Raw genomic sequence first — 16,151 nt, 5'->3', positions numbered from 1 at the left:
ATTAGGTACTTTAAGTAGCCTAGGTATCCTCGTGTAAACCATCTCTGCATGCATTTCGTGGCAATTACTCGTTGTGCAGTTATGATGGAATCTTCAATCAAGCTAGCTAAGTAGGAAGGCTGAAACCTTATTGTTCAAGCTTTGAGATTGGTATAAAATTTACACCTAGTACCATATTGGTATGTGTTTGATCGGAGAGATTCATGGAAAATTCGATGTTAGTTATTGAACCGCAGTGCTTTTCATCAAATTGCCCAAGCAGAGTTTTATTTGATCAGATTGCAGATAAGTGGTCGATGATGGTATTAGCCGTTTTAGATGACGGTCCACATCGTTTTAATGCGATTAAGCGTCGGCTGGAAGGTGTTACACAAAAGGCTCTAACCCAGTGTCTTCGCCGTTTGGAGCGTAATGGACTTATCTCCCGTCACGTGATTTCATCTCCACTCGCTGTTCAATATGAAATCACGCCTCTGGGTAATACATTGCAGCAACCCTTGCGACAATTGCATGCATGGACAATTGATAAGCTTCCAATGGTTGAAAGCGCTCGAAATGTATTCGATCAGCAAAATTCGGTGTGAATACATTGCCGAACGAGTTCATATCCTAAGAAATAAGCCAATTTTACTATTGAAGAGTTGGCTTAAGTCTATTTCTTGTTCGTATCCACAGAAACTAAAACAGATAAACCAGGACGCAACAATTTAATATCTGGTTGGTTCTCAACAAGTCTGATGCGTAACGGAAGGCGCTGAACGATTTTGGTAAAGTTCCCAGTCGCATTCGTTGCAGAAATTGGTGAGAAAAATGCGCCCGTAGATGGTGAAAAGCTATCTACCACACCTTTTAATTCAACGTTATAAGCATCGACATAGACATTAACAGGTTGTCCGATTTTGATTTGTTTTAACTCAATTTCTCGAAAGTTTGCTTCAACGTAGACTTGATTTAAAGGCACAACAACCATTAATGGATTACCAGCGCCAATAAAGTTACCGACGTTGGCAGACTTCTGACCAATCATGCCATCAATAGGCGCTCGAACTTCTGTATAGCTCAAATTCAGTTTTGCTTTATCAAGGGCAGCCTGTGCTTGTTTAAGGGCAGCTTGTTTGGCTTGTACCTGAATCTTGTATTGGTTTAATTGATATTGTGCATCGATTACTTTTTCTTTGCTGCTGTCTAAGTCAGCATATTGCTCAGTTAATGTGGTTTTTGACTGTTGCGTAATTAATCTAGATTCCGCCCCAAGAGCTTGTAGCTGCTCATAACGCGCCGTGTTGTCTTTAGTAAGTTTAATTCCAGCTTCTACTTTTCTAAGCTGGGCTTCTGTTTCACGAATAACAGTCGGTTGTCTATCAACTGCGAGCATTGCTTCGCTTAAGTCGGCTTGTGCTTTTGCATAATTAGATTCAGCTTCAGCCAAAGCAGCCTGATAATCACGTGCGTCAATCCTTGCTAAAAGTTGTCCTTTTTTTACAGTCTGATGATCTTTAATATAAATTTCTTCAATATTGCCAGACACTTTAGGGGCAATGGTTGAGTACTCTACATCCACTCGTGCATCGTCTGTTTCAACAATTAAAGAAGGTAAAAATATAAGTTTTAAAACCCATAAAATGGATGCTAAAACAATAATAAATGCGATAACCATAACCCAATGCTTTTTAAGATATTGCACCTTTGTTAACTTGGGTGGTTCGATGTTGGTGGTATCTTGGGCTTCGAGAGTACTCATAAAGATTTTCCTGAGTTATGACTATTCATTAACTTAATGAGAGCAATACGTGGCGGATAAGTTCTAACGGGCAAAATCAGCATAACGATCAATAAAAATGCAGCCAATCCCGCTAAAATCAGATATTGATCGCTAATGACTAAAACAGATTGCTGCGCTTGAATCGCAGAATTTAGGGCTGATAAACCACCTGAAACACGTTCTGCGCCATTTTCAGTCAGTACAGGTGGGGTAAGAGGGTTAATAACAGGGCCTTGAATATTTTGGAAAACATGTTGGGCTGTATTTTCAATTAGTCGTGTTGAATGATATTCACCGCGTACTCGGTTTATCCAATCCAAAATACAAACACCAAGTACGCCACTAATGGCACGTGGGGTATTAATCATCGGTGAAGCGTAAATCGCCATGGTTGGATGAACGCTGTTTGTCCCCATCATGAGCAACGAGAGCACTACACAGGTTTGCCCTAAACATGAAATCGCGTGCCAAAAATAAAATTGATCTTGATTCCATGTGGTGTCGAGCTGACTTGCACCTAAACAGCCTGCGATTACTAGAAGCAAACCAAAGCCATGCACATATCGACTATCAACCCAAGCTTGATTTAAAAGCTTAACGACAATGGGAATATAGATAAATTGCAATGCCGCGATTTGTAAACCAATCCACATGGTTTGGGTGGGTTTATAGCCGTGTACAGCACTCAGGTAATTGAGTGGTAATGTACTTGTCGACATCCCAATAATCACAAAGCAAAACAGCGCAAAGATAGCGTAAGCAAAATTTCGTATTTCGAGCATTTGCGGTTTAATTAATGGGGATGGAGAACGCCATTCATGTATGAAAAATAACGGTAAGGTGATAGCACTGATTAAAGCCAATACACAAATTAATTTAGAGTGGAACCAATCTAGATGATTGCCATGCAATAACATGGTGCTCAGGCTTGCCAAGCTAATGACGGCTAAAATAGCGCCTGTCCAATCGTAAGTCTTTATTCTTGAATAATTTAAAGGGTCTTGGGGAATACCAAAATAAACCAACGCTGCACTTAAGGCACAAAACGGAATTGTTTGAAAGAAAATCATCTTCCAGCCAATCACATCTAAATAAAAGGCAGAAAGCGCAGCACTTAAGTTGGGAAAGAAAGTCGCAGTTAATGCGTAGCAGGCTAGACCCCATAGTCGAATATCTGGCCCCAAAAATCTAAGCGCACATGCCATAAGCAGAGGAATGGTTAAGCCATTAGCAAGACCTTGTAGGGCGCGTAATAAATAAAATATTTCGATATTTGGACTAAAAGGAATTAAAACACTAGAGAAGAGGCAAAGCCCTATGGCAAAAAGCAGAACTCTTCGCATAGAAAAAATGACCGCCCAACTGGTGGAAAGTATCATTCCAATAATCATGGCACTCGCGTAAATACTATTGACCCAATAACCAGAGTCAACACTAATTCCCATAGCTCCACGTATGTCGATTAAGGTAATGCTGGTAATTCGGTTATTAAATTCAACAGTCATTGCAGCAAATATTGCACCTGCTAAACCGATGAGTGGCTTTGTATTCATCTTTTACCTTAAATCTTAAACATCAATTCATTGCACGGAGTAGATATTTACTGTACTGTACCGATCGGTACTCTACTCTCTAATTAAATTTCCGTCAATTCTCGATTTTGAACTTTTCGATGAGTTACACTACAAACGAAGTCGCTAAAATTGTTATAAGGTCACTATGTCTGGTTCAACTAAAGCTAATGAAAAAGATCAAAAAATTCTGGATGCAGCAACAAAATTTTTTTTGATCCACGGCTTTAGTGGCACAACCACAGACATGATTCAAAAAGAGGCAGGTGTTTCAAAAGCGACGATGTATGGTTGTTATAAAAATAAAGAAGTGATGTTTGCTGCCGTGATTGAAAGACAATGTACGAACATGCAGGAGCAAATTATATTAGTCGAGACAAAAGCCGAAAACCTACGTTCTGCTTTAACTGAAATCGGGAAAACCTATCTGCGATTTATATTATCGCCATCTGGTCTTTCATTTTTTAGAGTATGTATTGCAGAAGCAGTCAGGTTTCCAGAGTTATCTGAAAGATTCTTTCAAGTTGGCCCACAGCGACTTGCTAATATTATTGCAGGTTATCTTGAAAAATCAGCTAAAAATGGTGAAATTGAATTAGAGTCTTCTTCAGATATCGCAGCGAATATATTTTTAGCATTACTACGAAGTGATGCACATCTTAAGTGTCTTACACATCCTAATTACATTATATCGGATAGTGAAATTAGTTCTTGGGTTGAATATGCAGTTGGTTTATTTATGAAAAATATAAATTATCGCCAGAATTAATTTTTATAGGTCTATTTGATAATACGAAAATATAGAAATTAAAAAGAGGCCATGAATTGGTCTTTTTTTAGCTTTATAGGCTGTAAAAGATAAATATTTTTAGCTATGGAGAATATTTATCTTGGCTAAGTAGGTGATGTATATCTCTTTAATATAAAAAAAATAAATATTGCATATAAATATCTTGAATAAATGTTAATTTCCTGTATGCTTAACTTAACTAGAAAAAAGACTTGTAGTAAATCTTCTTTAAGTATCGCAGTTTTAGTCATAATCCTTCGTTTTTTCAGATCTTAAGCTCAATTCGTTATTATTTTTTCAAAGTTATATTTGTCATTTTAAAATGACTCAAATTATTAAAATCAAAGGATATATTATGTCTAATACAAGTAATGGTACAGTAAAGTGGTTTAACGAAACTAAAGGTTTTGGTTTTATTCAACAAGAATCTGGTCCAGATGTGTTTGCCCATTTTAAAGAAATTGCTTCTTCTGGCTTCAAAACTTTATATGAAGGTCAGCAAGTAACTTTTAATATCGCTCAAGGCCAAAAAGGTCCAAGTGCTGTGAATATTATTCCACAGTAATAATAAGCGAAATAAAAAAGCCCTGAATAATCAGGGCTTTTTTATTTATTGTGAATCAACTTTTAGCTGACGATGAATTAATCTTAATTCTAAATTTTCCAAGCCAACGACCTGATCATTTGAATCAACTAGCTTTAATTTAAGTAAATCATTTGTATTTTTGTGGAAAACTTTAACGACATCTTTATCAGCTTCAATAAAGTTGCTGCCAGATTCAAGCATTGCAAGTAATACAACATTTAAGCTTCTACCTTTTGGCGTGAGTAAATACTCTTTGCGCTCTCTAACGCCGATTTCCTTATAAATAGATAATTCAAATATTTCTAATTGAATAAGATGTTTTAGTCGATTAGATAAAATTTGCTTTGATATGCCTGTATTTTCTAAAAATTCATTAAATTTAGTTACCCCATAAAAAGCTTCTCTTAATAAGAGGATGGTCCACGTGTCATTCAATATTTCAGCAATTTGAAAAATCCCGCACACATCTGCCGAGAATTTATTATTTGGAATAATTTGATTTGACATTCAGCGGGGCTCCAATTAGCATGAGTCTACAATTTAGACCTAGGGTTAATTCAGGTAGCATTATGCCATTTATAAATATACAAACAATAGAAGGCTTACTAGATAAAGAAAGTAAGGCTGAGCTTTTTAAGCGAATAACAGATTTATTTGTAGAGATTGAAGGAAAGGGAAATGCTGCTTTTCGGGAGCATGTCTGGATACGAATTGATGAGTATCCTCCTGAACAGTGGCAATTAGGCCACTTACGACCAACAAAAGAGATGATTGAAATAATATCTAAAGCTAACTAACTATTATTCTTCCAATGGTGTTCGGTGTAGAAATACCGACATAACAAACCTGAATTATTTTTAGGATAATTCAGGTTATAAAAAATTAATCTGCTAAATGCTTGTCTATGTTTATACGCTCTTTATATCCACCGACGGCGGAACGCCAAAAAAGCGTTTATATTCTCTAGAAAATTGCGACAAACTTTCATAGCCTACTTGCATGCTTGTAGATGAAATATCATATTCTTCGGTCATTAATAAACGCCGTGCTTCGGTCAGTCTCATTCTTTTTTGATATTGTAAGGGGCTCATTGAAGTAATATCACGAAAATGTTGATGAAAACTTGAAGCGCTCATCCCCATTGTGCTTGCAAGCTCTTCAATGCTAAATGATTTTGCAAAATTTGTTTTTAACCATTCAATGGCTTTCACAATTCGATGGCCTGTAGTTCCTGCCGCTACAATTCGTTTAAGTCGGTCACCTTGCGGACTCATTAATAAACGATAAAAAATTTCCTTAATAATAAGGGGAGACAAGATTGGGATGTCTTGTGGTGTGTCTAGTAATTTTAATAACCGTATAAAAGCATCATTCAGTTCCGAATTTACGACCCCAACAGCCATTCCTTTTTTTTCAGTATTTGTATCTTTAAAAGGAATATGGGCTTCAAGCATGATTTGGGCAAGCACATAGGGGTCTAGTCGTAGCACTATTGAAAGATAAGGTTGTTCAACTGAAGCTTCAAGAACTTGAGCAATCACAGGCAGGTCAATTGCAGTAAAAAGGAAATGATTTGAATCATAGGTATAGGCTTCTTCGCTAAGAATCACCTGTTTTTTCCCTTGAGCAATCATACATAGACTCGCATCCATCATACTGCTCGTTGGTTGGGTCAGTGTTTCAGCACGAAATAAAGTCAGTCCCATAATAGGCGTTTCGAATGTACCTTTTTCACGGGTCCATTGATCAATAAGTTGAGCCAGTGTTTCATTATTGCCTAGAGACATATTCGCCATTCAGATTTCACCTATTGTCATCTGTGTTTTTATTGTAGGCATTTCAAATAAGAAAAATAGAGAGAATTGCAACAATTCGGAGGATTAGGCAAATCTGTGAGAGGAATAGAACAACACCTTATAGCTTTCATTTTTATACTGATGAACATGGCAAAAAAGTCGATTGATTAAAGCCTGTTGATTCACCGTTTCCACAACGTATTCACGGCTTTTCAAAATCTATAGCCACCAATGAAGATCCAGCCAAGAAATCGTCTTTATTTAAACATTAAACATGAGAGAAAAAATATGACAATTGAAGTTTTAGGTTATGCCGCGCTGTCATCAGAAACTCCTTTAGTTCCTTTTAAGTTTGAACGTAGAACTCCACGTGAAGATGATGTTGTCATTCAAATTGAATATTGTGGTGTCTGCCATTCCGATTTACATCAAGCTAAAAACGATTGGGGATTCAGTGCTTATCCGTTAGTGCCGGGTCATGAAATTGTAGGTCGTGTCACCTCAATCGGTGCCAAAGTCACGAAATATAAAGTCGGCGACCTCGTAGGAATTGGCTGTATGGTAGATTCATGCCGTACTTGTTCTGCTTGCCATTCAGGACTAGAGCAATATTGTGAAGAAGGTAACACTCAGACTTATGGCGCTGTAGATCGTCATGACCAACGACCAACCTATGGTGGATATTCTCAAACCATTACTTGTAGCGAAGATTTTGTATTAAAAGTACCTGAAAATCTGGATGCCCAAGCTGTACCGCCGTTACTTTGTGCGGGGATTACAACATGGTCACCACTTCGTCATTGGAATATTGGGAAGGGCAGTAAAGTTGCAGTCGTTGGTTTAGGTGGCTTGGGCCATATGGCAATTAAACTTGCAAATGCTCTAGGCGCAGAAGTGACATTATTTACTCGCTCAGCTAACAAAGAACAAGATGCAAAACAACTCGGTGCGCATCACGTGGTGTTATCAACTGATGAAAATCAAATGCAGTCAGTCACAAATCAGTTTGATTTAATTATTGATACTGTACCTTATAACCATGACTTGAAGCCTTATATTCCAACGCTAGCTTTAAATGGAACAATTGTGTTGGTTGGATATTTGGGTGAAATTAGCGCAAATTCAGTACCTATGATTTTGGGTAGAAAATCAATTGCTGGCTCGGTGATTGGCGGGATTAAGGAAACACAAGAATTACTTGATTTCTGTGGTGAGCATAATATCGTTTCTGAGGTCGAGATGATTGATATGCAAAACATTAATGAAGCTTTTGAGCGTATGTTAAAGAGTGATGTGAAATATCGTTTTGTGATTGATATGAAAACATTATCGGAAGATTAATCTGGTTTTTGATCTGGGCTGTGCATTCTGCCATTAGGGTGCACACCCACATATTGCTCTTTTCTTGATTGAGTGCGGGTTCAAATAAAAAACGCTAATGATTTGAATGAAATTATGTTATTTTCCGACCTACATTGATGAGAATAAGTTTTCATGTATCGGTTTGGGACCATAATTGGCTTGCTAGCAATATTGCTACAGAACTTTGTGTTCTGGCAAAGCCTATTACCCAATGAAATGCATCAGCAAGCGGTGTGTGAGCAAATTGTAGAAGTGATGAATCATTCAAAAATGAGCTCGGAACTACATTCTTCTCATCATCTAAAAATTAATTCAAATAAAAAGCTTCTAGATAAAAGCACTCACCACGACTCAAACACAGGTTGTCATTTTTGTTATTTGTATAGCCATATCGCCACAATTGATGGCTTCAAATTATCTCTGTTTGAAATTGGAGTGACGGTTCGCTTAATTATATTAGCTACCCTCACTTATATATTATTTTATTTACGGCGTTTATTTCTCTCGCCCCAAGGCCGTGCTCCACCTCAACAACTTTGTTTTGCTTAATTGGTTAATGGGTACAGATAAGTCCCTCATTCATTACTAAACAGAGTTTGTCATGTCTAAATTTTTACTCAATCCACTGGCGTGGAGTATTTTGTTTGCTCAATTTTCGATGTCGGCCATGGCGCAAAGCCAAACTGATCAGCAGATTGCTGAGTTAGAGAAAATCACAATTAAGGCTGAAGATGTTGCCGAGACTTCTTTTTCTTCAACAGCGTTAACTCAATTTGACCATAGCTTATTGAGCGTTCCATTTACCAAGTCCCATGTGTCGGAACAAGATATTAAGAACAATAATATTCAGCGGGTGAGTGATGCATTATCACGAGTGAATGGCGTGGTTTATCAGGATAGTTATGGTGGAGGTTTTTGGGACAATTATTCATTCCGTGGCTTTAGCACCGACCCCAATATGGGAACCAGCTATTTACGTAATGGTCTGAGTTCTTTAAGTGGCATCCATACTCCAAGAGACATGGTCAATATCCAAGCAATTGATTTCTTAAAAGGTCCAATGGCTGCCATGTATGGGCAAGGTGCTATTGGTGGCATTATGAACATTACAACTAAACAGCCCGAATGGACGCAAAAAAATGAAGTGAGTTTAAGTGGCAGTACTTTAGAAGAATATCGGGCTTCTCTAGATAGTACAGGCGCATTAAGCGATGCCGTGGCTTATAGACTTGGGCTGGCTTATGAAAATAACCAAAGTTTTAGAGATCAGGTCGATAGTCAGCATTACTTTGTTGCTCCACAGCTTGCATGGAAAATATCGGATCAAACACAACTCAATCTCGACACCGAGTTTTCCGAGCATCAAGGTGTTTTTGATCGTGGTGTCCCGATGGTTAATGGGCAATTTGTTGTCAACAAAAAGACCTTTTTAGGCGAACCATCGGATGGTGACATTAAGGTTAAAGATCAGATGTATCAGTTACGTTTGAATCACCAATTCAATGAAAACTGGAATAACACCACTGCTCTTAGCTACAACCATGGCGAGCGGGCAGGAACCTCAACTGAAATTTCAAGCATTGCCGCAGATGGACAAACCGCAAACCGTTTTAGACGTTACCGTCAATTTGAAACAGATACATTTCAGCTTCAGTCAATTCTGCGCGGGAAGTTTAATACGGGAGTGGTAAAGCACGAACTCGTTGCAAATGTCGAGGCTGGACACTACACCATAGATCAAATTCAACTGCGTAATGCAGTGGGTACATCAAGCCCGATTAATATTTATAATCCAGTGTATGGGCAAAATATTTTAGCGCTAACTAGAACAACAAAAAATACGAAAGAAACCCAAAATATGTTGGGAGTGAATTTACAAGATCAGCTCTTTTTAAATCCTCAATGGAATGTACTGATTGGGGGACGTTTTAATCGTCTGGAGCAACAAATTGATGACTATAAAACAGGTCTTTCAGATCAACAGGACTTTACGCCGTTTAGTCCACGCGTGGGTGTGAACTACCAGCCTACGACAAAACTTTCCTTCTATAGCAACTGGGGTAAATCTTTCGAGTTAAATACGGGACTCAATAAAGACAATCAACTTTATGACCCAGAGAAAACTCAAAGTTGGGAAATTGGAGCCAAATACGAATATCTACCGCAAAGCTGGTTTGGACTGACCTATTTTGATTTAGATAAACAACATCTATTGACTGAAGGTATTACCGATACTTATGTAGATAGTGGTCGTGTACAGAGCCATGGTGTAGAAGTCGAGTTAAAACATCAATTCAATGATCATCTTCGTGTGGGAGCCAATTATACTTTTACAAAGGCATCGGTCATTGAAAGCGAAGTTGATACAAAAGGTGCTCGTCTTAAAAACATTCCGAGGCACACCGCAAATTTAAATGCGGACTACCAATTTGAACTATTGGGAAGAGAAGCTGGTTTGGTAGGAACGATCAACTATTTTGGCAAACGCAGCGCTAACTACATAGATAATGGAACCAGTTTGCCAGAATTTACGGTGGTGAATGTTGGGGGCTATATGCAAGTTCGTCCTGATCTGCGAGCGCAATTAAATATTGATAACGTGTTCGATAAGGATTATTACGTTTCGAGTTATACCGATGAATGGGTACAACCCGGAGAGCCATTGAAGGCAACTTTATCTTTGACTTGGAACTTTTGATTAAAAAGGAGTTAGGCAAAGTTTAAGTCTAACTCCTTCTTTAAGATTTATAGATTTATAGATTTATAGATTTATGGTTTGGAAGGGATGTATTTACGCATTGCAAAGATGAATAGCGTAAATAAAATACTAAAACCAAAAACAGGTAAGCTTAGGCCTAATACAATGCTCACCAATATTAATGATAATTTTTGTGGGCCAGTCGCACGCTTCCAAATAAATAAGCTTTGACCAACAAAGTGAGTTGTCATGAGTTTTAAATTTGAGTTTTTAAACGCGGCCTTATATGCATAAATAATCATGATACAAAGCGTAAGCGCATAAAGTGCGAGAACCAACTGATTTATCAAACCAAATAACATACCAATATGAGCATCGACTCCCCAACGAGTGAGTTTTGCCACCAGTGAGTAGTCTTTAAAAGCAATTTGATCGATGACTTTATGTTGTTCCATATCAATTGCGATGCTATCTGCTTGAGTTGGCCATTTACGCTGAATCTCAGCCACTGTCCAAGCTTGATTTCCACTGGTGGGTGGTTTGATTTGTATTTGTGCTGCATCAATGCCATGTGCTCTAGCTATTGAAAGAGCGGTATCGTACTCACCTGACACAATATTTAAATTAAGATTTTCACTGTGTGGCATCTCGTGATGTTCATGATGCATCACTGTAGGTAAATTATCTGTTTCAAGAGAAGTTGCTAATGTTGGGGTTTGCCAGTTGAGCCATTGACGAGCAACCCGAATATTGTCTCCAGCCCACTCGGACCATGTAAGACCAGTAATGGCAATGAATAATAAGAGTGGAAATAAAATTAAACCAAGCGTGCTATGCCATCTCAATAATTTATTTTTTTGTGTTTGCCTGATTTTTAGATTTTGACGACGTTTCCACCAATTATACAGTCCAGTTAAAGTCAAAATTGCTAACCAACTTGCTGCCAGTTCACTGTAAAAGCGGCCCCATTTTCCAAGTAATAAGTTGCTATGTAATTGGTCGAGCGTAGTTCGAAACGGTAGAACTCCACTGGTCCCATAGACAGCTAGGTGGCCTTTGGCTTTAAGCGTAAAGGGATCAATGAAAACAGCTTCACTGGTAAAATGATGGATCGGGTCTGAGAAAATGACACGAGTTGTCTGATCAGCGCTTGGGGCTGGTCTAACTTCAATTATCTGTGCAGACTTGGGCATCACTTGCTTTGCGGCTTCAATTTGCTGACTCAGCTTATATTGCACCTTATTTAGCGGCTCAACGTATAGAACATCTTTATACATTGCTTGTTCAAGTTGAGGTGTAATTGCATAGAGTAAGCCGGTGAATGCCGCGACCAATATAAATGGTGCAATAAAAATACCAGCATAAATATGAATTAAACGGTAAAGATTACGCCAGAAGGATGAATGGGTCAGCATCAGAAGATAATGTCTATCAGGTGTTGGGCGGATTATAACGACTTATTTCTCTTAATGTTGATTGAGCTGTAACTGCTATTAAATTATTTGAATGGCGCTTAGGCAGAGTGTTTAGATTAATAATTAAACAGTTTTTATTACTTGGTAAATTTTATGCCTTTTTTTAATTACTATTTAAGACGTTATTTGATAACTCTACACCTTATAATTCAAACTGTTTTGCTTCCTTATTAGTATTAAAAAACCGCTTATTTTAATATAAGCGGTTTTATTAGAATAAAGTTTTATTGCCGTCCAAAACTAGTGATGGCCTTGTGAAACGCCACCATTTCCATCTGGAAGACTAATTCGAATATTTTGCATCATGCCTTGATCTTCATGATCTAAAATATGGCAGTGCAATACAAAGTCACCGATGTAGCGTTGGTACTTGGTTCGAACAACGACTTTATAACTGGCTCCTTTTACATTTTTAACCCAAATGGTGTCTTTCCATGTACCTTTGAGACCGCGGTATTGTGGGTCGGGTGGAGCCGATTTGTCGTAGTCATCAACGGCATTGATATCGCTGACATCCTTATTGTTAGGGTCTGTGATCGCTACGATCTGAAACGGGTTTACATGAATATGAAAAGGGTGGCTGGCTAATTTAGAAGTGAGTATCCATTCATCAGTTTTACCTAACTCGAGCGTACGGTCAATTCGGTCTGGTTTGTATGGTTTTCCATTCACCTGAAACTGAACTGGATTAGCATTCGTATCAATATTAAATTCTAAAAATTGTCTATTTGATGTTGCTGGTAGGTCCTGATGAGGAACAAAGTGGCTGAGCTTTAGATTTTGTTGTAAATCTTGAAGTACTGCGGGACGCATATCTGGGGCAATATTTCGGTATGCATTATTGCTTAAAGCCGTTGTTAAAGACTGCGTTGCAGAGCTGGCTTTATTGACTTGAACTATACCGAGTAAGTGTTTCTGTGAAAATGTACGGTCCACGTTAGCCGAAGCAGAAGCCGCTTCATCAATTAAACAATAACGACCTTCTTGTGGGAATTGAATTAATGCGTCGTAACGATAACCTGGTTGAAAGACGGTAACTGTTTTGTCCATAACTTGTTTGAGGGTTAGACCGTCGGCTGCGATGATGTGTTGACTCACAATAGGTCCTGTACAGCTTTCACTTAATAATTTCTTTTCACCCATTGGTGTCAAATTGAGTTTGGATGGAATATTTTGCATTTGACGAACGCTCAGGTTGATACTGTCGCGGACACCTGCATGTACCATTCGCCAACGCTCAACTTGTCCTGCAACCGCTTGAGTGATGAAGGGTTGAACTTCTCCATTGATGCTCGTATATCGTCCTGATTTTCCCCAATCACCAGGGCCAAAACCTTGATAATCTCTAATTTCACCAATTTGATTGTTTTGGCAAATATAGTTGCCATTTTGATCGGTTTCGATTTTTCCGTTAGCATCGTAGCAAGCATATTGGATTTGCTGAAAAACCAGAGTTCTTTCTTTGAAACCATAGGTAAGTAAATCTAAATCACCAGACTTATTTGGGGTAGGTTGGCGATACCCCCGAATAATTAACGCACCTGCCATGCCACTTGCAACTTGAATAGCAGTTGAACCATGTCGATGTGGATGGTACCAAAATGTTCCCGCGGGATGATCGGGCGGAATGTTGTATTCATATTGAAAATTAACACCCGGATTAATCGAAATTAAAACGTTATCACTATTTCCGGCTGGGTTAATCCATAAACCGTGAGTGTGCATGTTGGTGCCATCAAAACAATGCGGTTTATTCACATCAAAATGATCGCCAGTACAACTTGGGTCTTTAGGAAATTTTTTGTGAGTAATCGGGTCTATATCAAGTTGGTTATCTAAATTTGCCCGTACGGTTTCTCCGGGAAATACTTCAATTGTCGGAGCAATATAAGGCGTATTGGGCTGCGTATTTGTACCTTGATAACTACGTAAAAGGACTTCGTCATAACGATTTGTCGCTGGGTTCCAAAGTCTGTTCCTCGTTTTTTTAACTTCCCAAGTAAACAATGCTTCATTTGAAGATTGCATTTGCGGTGCATTTGTTAATGATTTTGTAGGATTCGGTGCAGCAAGTAATGCGACATGATTACGTGCAACAGCCATATCGGGTGGGTCTTCTAATACACGTTCAGAAGAATCATTTGCTGATACACACCAACTAAGCAAAGTTAAAGGCGTGCATAATATTAAATGAGCTATTTTCATAATGAATATAGGCCTGAAAAGATCAGGCCTCTCCCTTAATTATTATTTTGAAGTTTCTAAGCGAACCTGAGAAATACTCAAGCCTTGAGAGCTTACTTTTTCTTTCACTTGATCAAGCGTTAAATCAGTAGCAACAAACTGAACTTCTAAGTCTTCAGCAGGCATGCCTAATTGCTTAACCTGATCACTAACTTGATAAACCAATTGACCAATATGACCTGGGTGCCCGCCGTGGTCATGATCTAACACACCGAAGTAGTTAATTGTGGCAACATAAATTTTTTGGTCAGGTTTATTTTTTGGAGATAGATAAATCTTATAGGTTAGATTTGGATTACCAATCATTTGGACATTATCTAATATTAAATAGGTTTGTCCTGATGAGAGCGTTGTTTGAGTAAGTTGACTTGAGTTCTCTAAGAAACTTGCAGTTTGAGGGGCTAAAGCTACTTTTTGAGTTACACCCATAAGCTTAATGGTTTTATTACTGCTCACTGGTTTATGATTCATTTTAAATAGGTTTGCTTTTTCAGCACCTTTACTACTCATAACTGGTGCTTGAACTTTACAAGCATTTTCATTGGTATATCGAACTGGAATTTTACCAGGGGTGAATACATCGGCAATGGTCATGGTAACTTTGTTGCCGTTTTCATCTGCAAATGTATAGCGAGTGTCATACCAACTATCGGGCATACCTAAATTTTTCTTGGCCCATTCAAGCGTAATTGGTTGCCCATTTGCTTTTTTATTTAACCAGCATTGCCACAAGCGATCTATATTTGCATGGTGCATATAAAATACGGGGTCTAAGCCTGCAATAGGTACAAATCCCATATCTGGTAGCACACAGTTTTTACCTACCGCACAGTGCATTACACCATGAGGTTGAGACTGTAATTGGTTAGAGAAATCTTTGAAGTTATCCCATTTAAAGGCTTGAGCAGCGCTGGCATTATCTGGATCTATGGCGCTGATATTTGTATTTAAACCCGGGGTACGGAACTGATCATATAAAGTACCAGCCTGTTTACCACGGACCAATTTAGGTAGTGCTAAGCCTTGACCATTAGCAGCTTTTTCTTCGTAATAGTCCCAATAAGGAAGTGAATAATCTTGCCCAACATATTTACGTACCGTTCGCTCATAAAAATAAAGCATCATACGGTGCCAAGGTAAGAAATTTAGATTGCCATGTTGGCATGTACCCCAAACTTCATCGGTAAAGCCATCATTTGGGACTGGTGAATTTTGAATATGTTTATAGTAACTGTCACATACTGCTTTACTATATACCTGTAAACACTGGGGCATACGGTATTGATTAACATAATAATCTTTGTCTGTTGCATGTGTACCTGTACCAAAATAGCCATGTGTATTGGCCCAGTAATTAAAGCTTGTACGAAACTCGGGTGATAAGGGGGGAGCATTATTATTTGCTCGCATTTTTTCCAAACCTTTTTGTAATGCACTTACTTTGGCTGGATCTTTTGCAAACTCCGTCGCACTCATTCGTAGTGAGTCAGCATGGGTTGTTAAGCTCATGCTAAATAATAGAGTACCTAAAATATAATAATTTCTCTTCATGTTTTTAAATCCTTGTCATGTTTAATGTTCTTATATTTGATTATTTGTAATGTATGAATTTACCCTTGGTTTGGATAATTCTTAACCTAATCTAGCATATAAAATAGTTTTTATTAAAGTTTTATATTTAATATTAATAATGAAAAAATTTAATTTTAAATCCTGTAATTTTTTAGAAAAACTTAATTATTTAATATGTTTTTTAATGTGGTTATATTGAGGATTAAAATAAAAATTTAATTATATTTTTGTGTAATGTATTTTGTTTTTTTAATTTTATAGTTGTTAAGGCTCATTATTTTCCTGGATTAAATTT

At 37.9% G+C, this 16,151-nt stretch carries 14 protein-coding genes; 7 read left to right on the top strand and 7 right to left on the bottom strand.

Annotation, left to right across the window (positions count from 1 at the left end; translation table 11 throughout):
- Window positions 1–203: 203 nt before the first annotated feature.
- Window positions 204–584 (top strand): winged helix-turn-helix transcriptional regulator, encoded by a 381-nt coding sequence (locus MKL38_RS03625; RefSeq protein WP_004642892.1) that lies wholly within the window; start codon window positions 204–206, stop codon window positions 582–584.
- 68 nt (window positions 585–652) lie between these two features.
- Here the strand turns inward: MKL38_RS03625 and MKL38_RS03620 are convergent, their stop codons facing one another.
- Both MKL38_RS03620 and MKL38_RS03615 read right to left on the bottom strand, forming a co-directional pair.
- Entirely contained in the window at window positions 653–1,741 is a 1,089-nt protein-coding gene (locus MKL38_RS03620; RefSeq protein WP_270902521.1) for an HlyD family secretion protein, read from the bottom strand.
- Entirely contained in the window at window positions 1,738–3,315 is a 1,578-nt protein-coding gene (locus tag MKL38_RS03615) for an MFS transporter (RefSeq protein ID WP_270902520.1), read from the bottom strand. The genes MKL38_RS03620 and MKL38_RS03615 overlap by 4 nt, the downstream gene beginning before the upstream one ends.
- Window positions 3,316–3,481: 166 nt before the next feature.
- Between MKL38_RS03615 and MKL38_RS03610 the strand changes: the two genes are divergently transcribed.
- On the top strand, window positions 3,482–4,102 hold the full coding sequence (locus MKL38_RS03610; protein WP_151744948.1) for a TetR/AcrR family transcriptional regulator: 621 nt from the start codon (window positions 3,482–3,484) through the stop codon (window positions 4,100–4,102).
- 376 nt (window positions 4,103–4,478) lie between these two features.
- Window positions 4,479–4,688 carry a cold-shock protein gene (locus tag MKL38_RS03605; protein ID WP_005040451.1) on the top strand — a complete coding sequence of 70 codons (210 nt, stop codon included), beginning with the start codon at window positions 4,479–4,481 and terminating at the stop codon, window positions 4,686–4,688.
- Window positions 4,689–4,733: 45 nt separating this feature from the next.
- Here the strand turns inward: MKL38_RS03605 and MKL38_RS03600 are convergent, their stop codons facing one another.
- The gene (locus MKL38_RS03600; RefSeq protein ID WP_151744949.1) at window positions 4,734–5,216 is read right to left on the bottom strand and encodes a winged helix-turn-helix transcriptional regulator; all 483 of its coding nucleotides are present in this window, start codon (window positions 5,214–5,216) and stop codon (window positions 4,734–4,736) included.
- 62 nt (window positions 5,217–5,278) lie between these two features.
- Here MKL38_RS03600 and MKL38_RS03595 point away from each other — a divergent pair, with 62 nt between their 5' ends.
- A complete protein-coding gene (locus tag MKL38_RS03595) occupies window positions 5,279–5,506 on the top strand; it encodes a tautomerase family protein (protein ID WP_045125564.1) in 228 nt (75 codons plus the stop codon).
- A 111-nt stretch (window positions 5,507–5,617) separates the two neighbouring features.
- On the opposite strand, the gene MKL38_RS03590 is transcribed toward MKL38_RS03595, so the two are convergent.
- Window positions 5,618–6,505: an AraC family transcriptional regulator gene (locus MKL38_RS03590; RefSeq protein WP_209830837.1), complete on the bottom strand. Its 888-nt coding sequence runs from the start codon at window positions 6,503–6,505 to the stop codon at window positions 5,618–5,620.
- 288 nt (window positions 6,506–6,793) lie between these two features.
- Here MKL38_RS03590 and MKL38_RS03585 point away from each other — a divergent pair, with 288 nt between their 5' ends.
- From MKL38_RS03585 to MKL38_RS03575, 3 genes are all read left to right on the top strand, one after another.
- Window positions 6,794–7,846: an NAD(P)-dependent alcohol dehydrogenase gene (locus tag MKL38_RS03585; protein ID WP_270902519.1), complete on the top strand. Its 1,053-nt coding sequence runs from the start codon at window positions 6,794–6,796 to the stop codon at window positions 7,844–7,846.
- 180 nt (window positions 7,847–8,026) lie between these two features.
- Complete coding sequence (locus MKL38_RS03580; RefSeq protein WP_270902518.1) at window positions 8,027–8,416, top strand: DUF2946 domain-containing protein; 390 nt, start codon at window positions 8,027–8,029, stop codon at window positions 8,414–8,416.
- Window positions 8,417–8,468: 52 nt separating this feature from the next.
- The gene (locus MKL38_RS03575) at window positions 8,469–10,565 is read left to right on the top strand and encodes a TonB-dependent receptor (protein WP_270902517.1); all 2,097 of its coding nucleotides are present in this window, start codon (window positions 8,469–8,471) and stop codon (window positions 10,563–10,565) included.
- A gap of 71 nt (window positions 10,566–10,636) precedes the next feature.
- Here MKL38_RS03575 and MKL38_RS03570 read toward each other — a convergent pair whose 3' ends face one another.
- From MKL38_RS03570 to MKL38_RS03560, 3 genes are all read right to left on the bottom strand, one after another.
- Entirely contained in the window at window positions 10,637–11,980 is a 1,344-nt protein-coding gene (locus MKL38_RS03570) for a PepSY-associated TM helix domain-containing protein (protein WP_270902516.1), read from the bottom strand.
- A gap of 300 nt (window positions 11,981–12,280) precedes the next feature.
- On the bottom strand, window positions 12,281–14,245 hold the full coding sequence (locus MKL38_RS03565; RefSeq protein WP_270902515.1) for a multicopper oxidase family protein: 1,965 nt from the start codon (window positions 14,243–14,245) through the stop codon (window positions 12,281–12,283).
- Window positions 14,246–14,287: 42 nt separating this feature from the next.
- Complete coding sequence (locus tag MKL38_RS03560; protein WP_270902514.1) at window positions 14,288–15,835, bottom strand: tyrosinase family protein; 1,548 nt, start codon at window positions 15,833–15,835, stop codon at window positions 14,288–14,290.
- Between the last annotated feature and the right edge of the window lie 316 nt (window positions 15,836–16,151).

The organism is Acinetobacter sp. AOR14_HL (genome assembly GCF_027855175.1).
Lineage (GTDB): Bacteria > Pseudomonadota > Gammaproteobacteria > Pseudomonadales > Moraxellaceae > Acinetobacter > Acinetobacter calcoaceticus.
Note: the sequence above shows the minus strand (reverse complement) of the source record. Positions and strands in the feature narration are given on the sequence as shown.

Excerpts from the sequence above, each read along its gene's own strand:
- MKL38_RS03565 (WP_270902515.1), bottom strand. The coding sequence starts at position 14,245 with ATGAAAATAGCTCATTTAATATTATGCACGCCTTTAACTTTGCTTAGT.
- MKL38_RS03595 (WP_045125564.1), top strand. The coding sequence starts at position 5,279 with ATGCCATTTATAAATATACAAACAATAGAAGGCTTACTAGATAAAGAA.
- MKL38_RS03615 (WP_270902520.1), bottom strand. The coding sequence starts at position 3,315 with ATGAATACAAAGCCACTCATCGGTTTAGCAGGTGCAATATTTGCTGCA.
- MKL38_RS03590 (WP_209830837.1), bottom strand. The coding sequence starts at position 6,505 with ATGGCGAATATGTCTCTAGGCAATAATGAAACACTGGCTCAACTTATT.
- MKL38_RS03585 (WP_270902519.1), top strand. The coding sequence starts at position 6,794 with ATGACAATTGAAGTTTTAGGTTATGCCGCGCTGTCATCAGAAACTCCT.
- MKL38_RS03620 (WP_270902521.1), bottom strand. The coding sequence starts at position 1,741 with ATGAGTACTCTCGAAGCCCAAGATACCACCAACATCGAACCACCCAAG.
- MKL38_RS03625 (WP_004642892.1), top strand. The coding sequence starts at position 204 with ATGGAAAATTCGATGTTAGTTATTGAACCGCAGTGCTTTTCATCAAAT.
- MKL38_RS03570 (WP_270902516.1), bottom strand. The coding sequence starts at position 11,980 with ATGCTGACCCATTCATCCTTCTGGCGTAATCTTTACCGTTTAATTCAT.
- MKL38_RS03560 (WP_270902514.1), bottom strand. The coding sequence starts at position 15,835 with ATGAAGAGAAATTATTATATTTTAGGTACTCTATTATTTAGCATGAGC.
- MKL38_RS03600 (WP_151744949.1), bottom strand. The coding sequence starts at position 5,216 with ATGTCAAATCAAATTATTCCAAATAATAAATTCTCGGCAGATGTGTGC.
- MKL38_RS03605 (WP_005040451.1), top strand. The coding sequence starts at position 4,479 with ATGTCTAATACAAGTAATGGTACAGTAAAGTGGTTTAACGAAACTAAA.
- MKL38_RS03610 (WP_151744948.1), top strand. The coding sequence starts at position 3,482 with ATGTCTGGTTCAACTAAAGCTAATGAAAAAGATCAAAAAATTCTGGAT.
- MKL38_RS03575 (WP_270902517.1), top strand. The coding sequence starts at position 8,469 with ATGTCTAAATTTTTACTCAATCCACTGGCGTGGAGTATTTTGTTTGCT.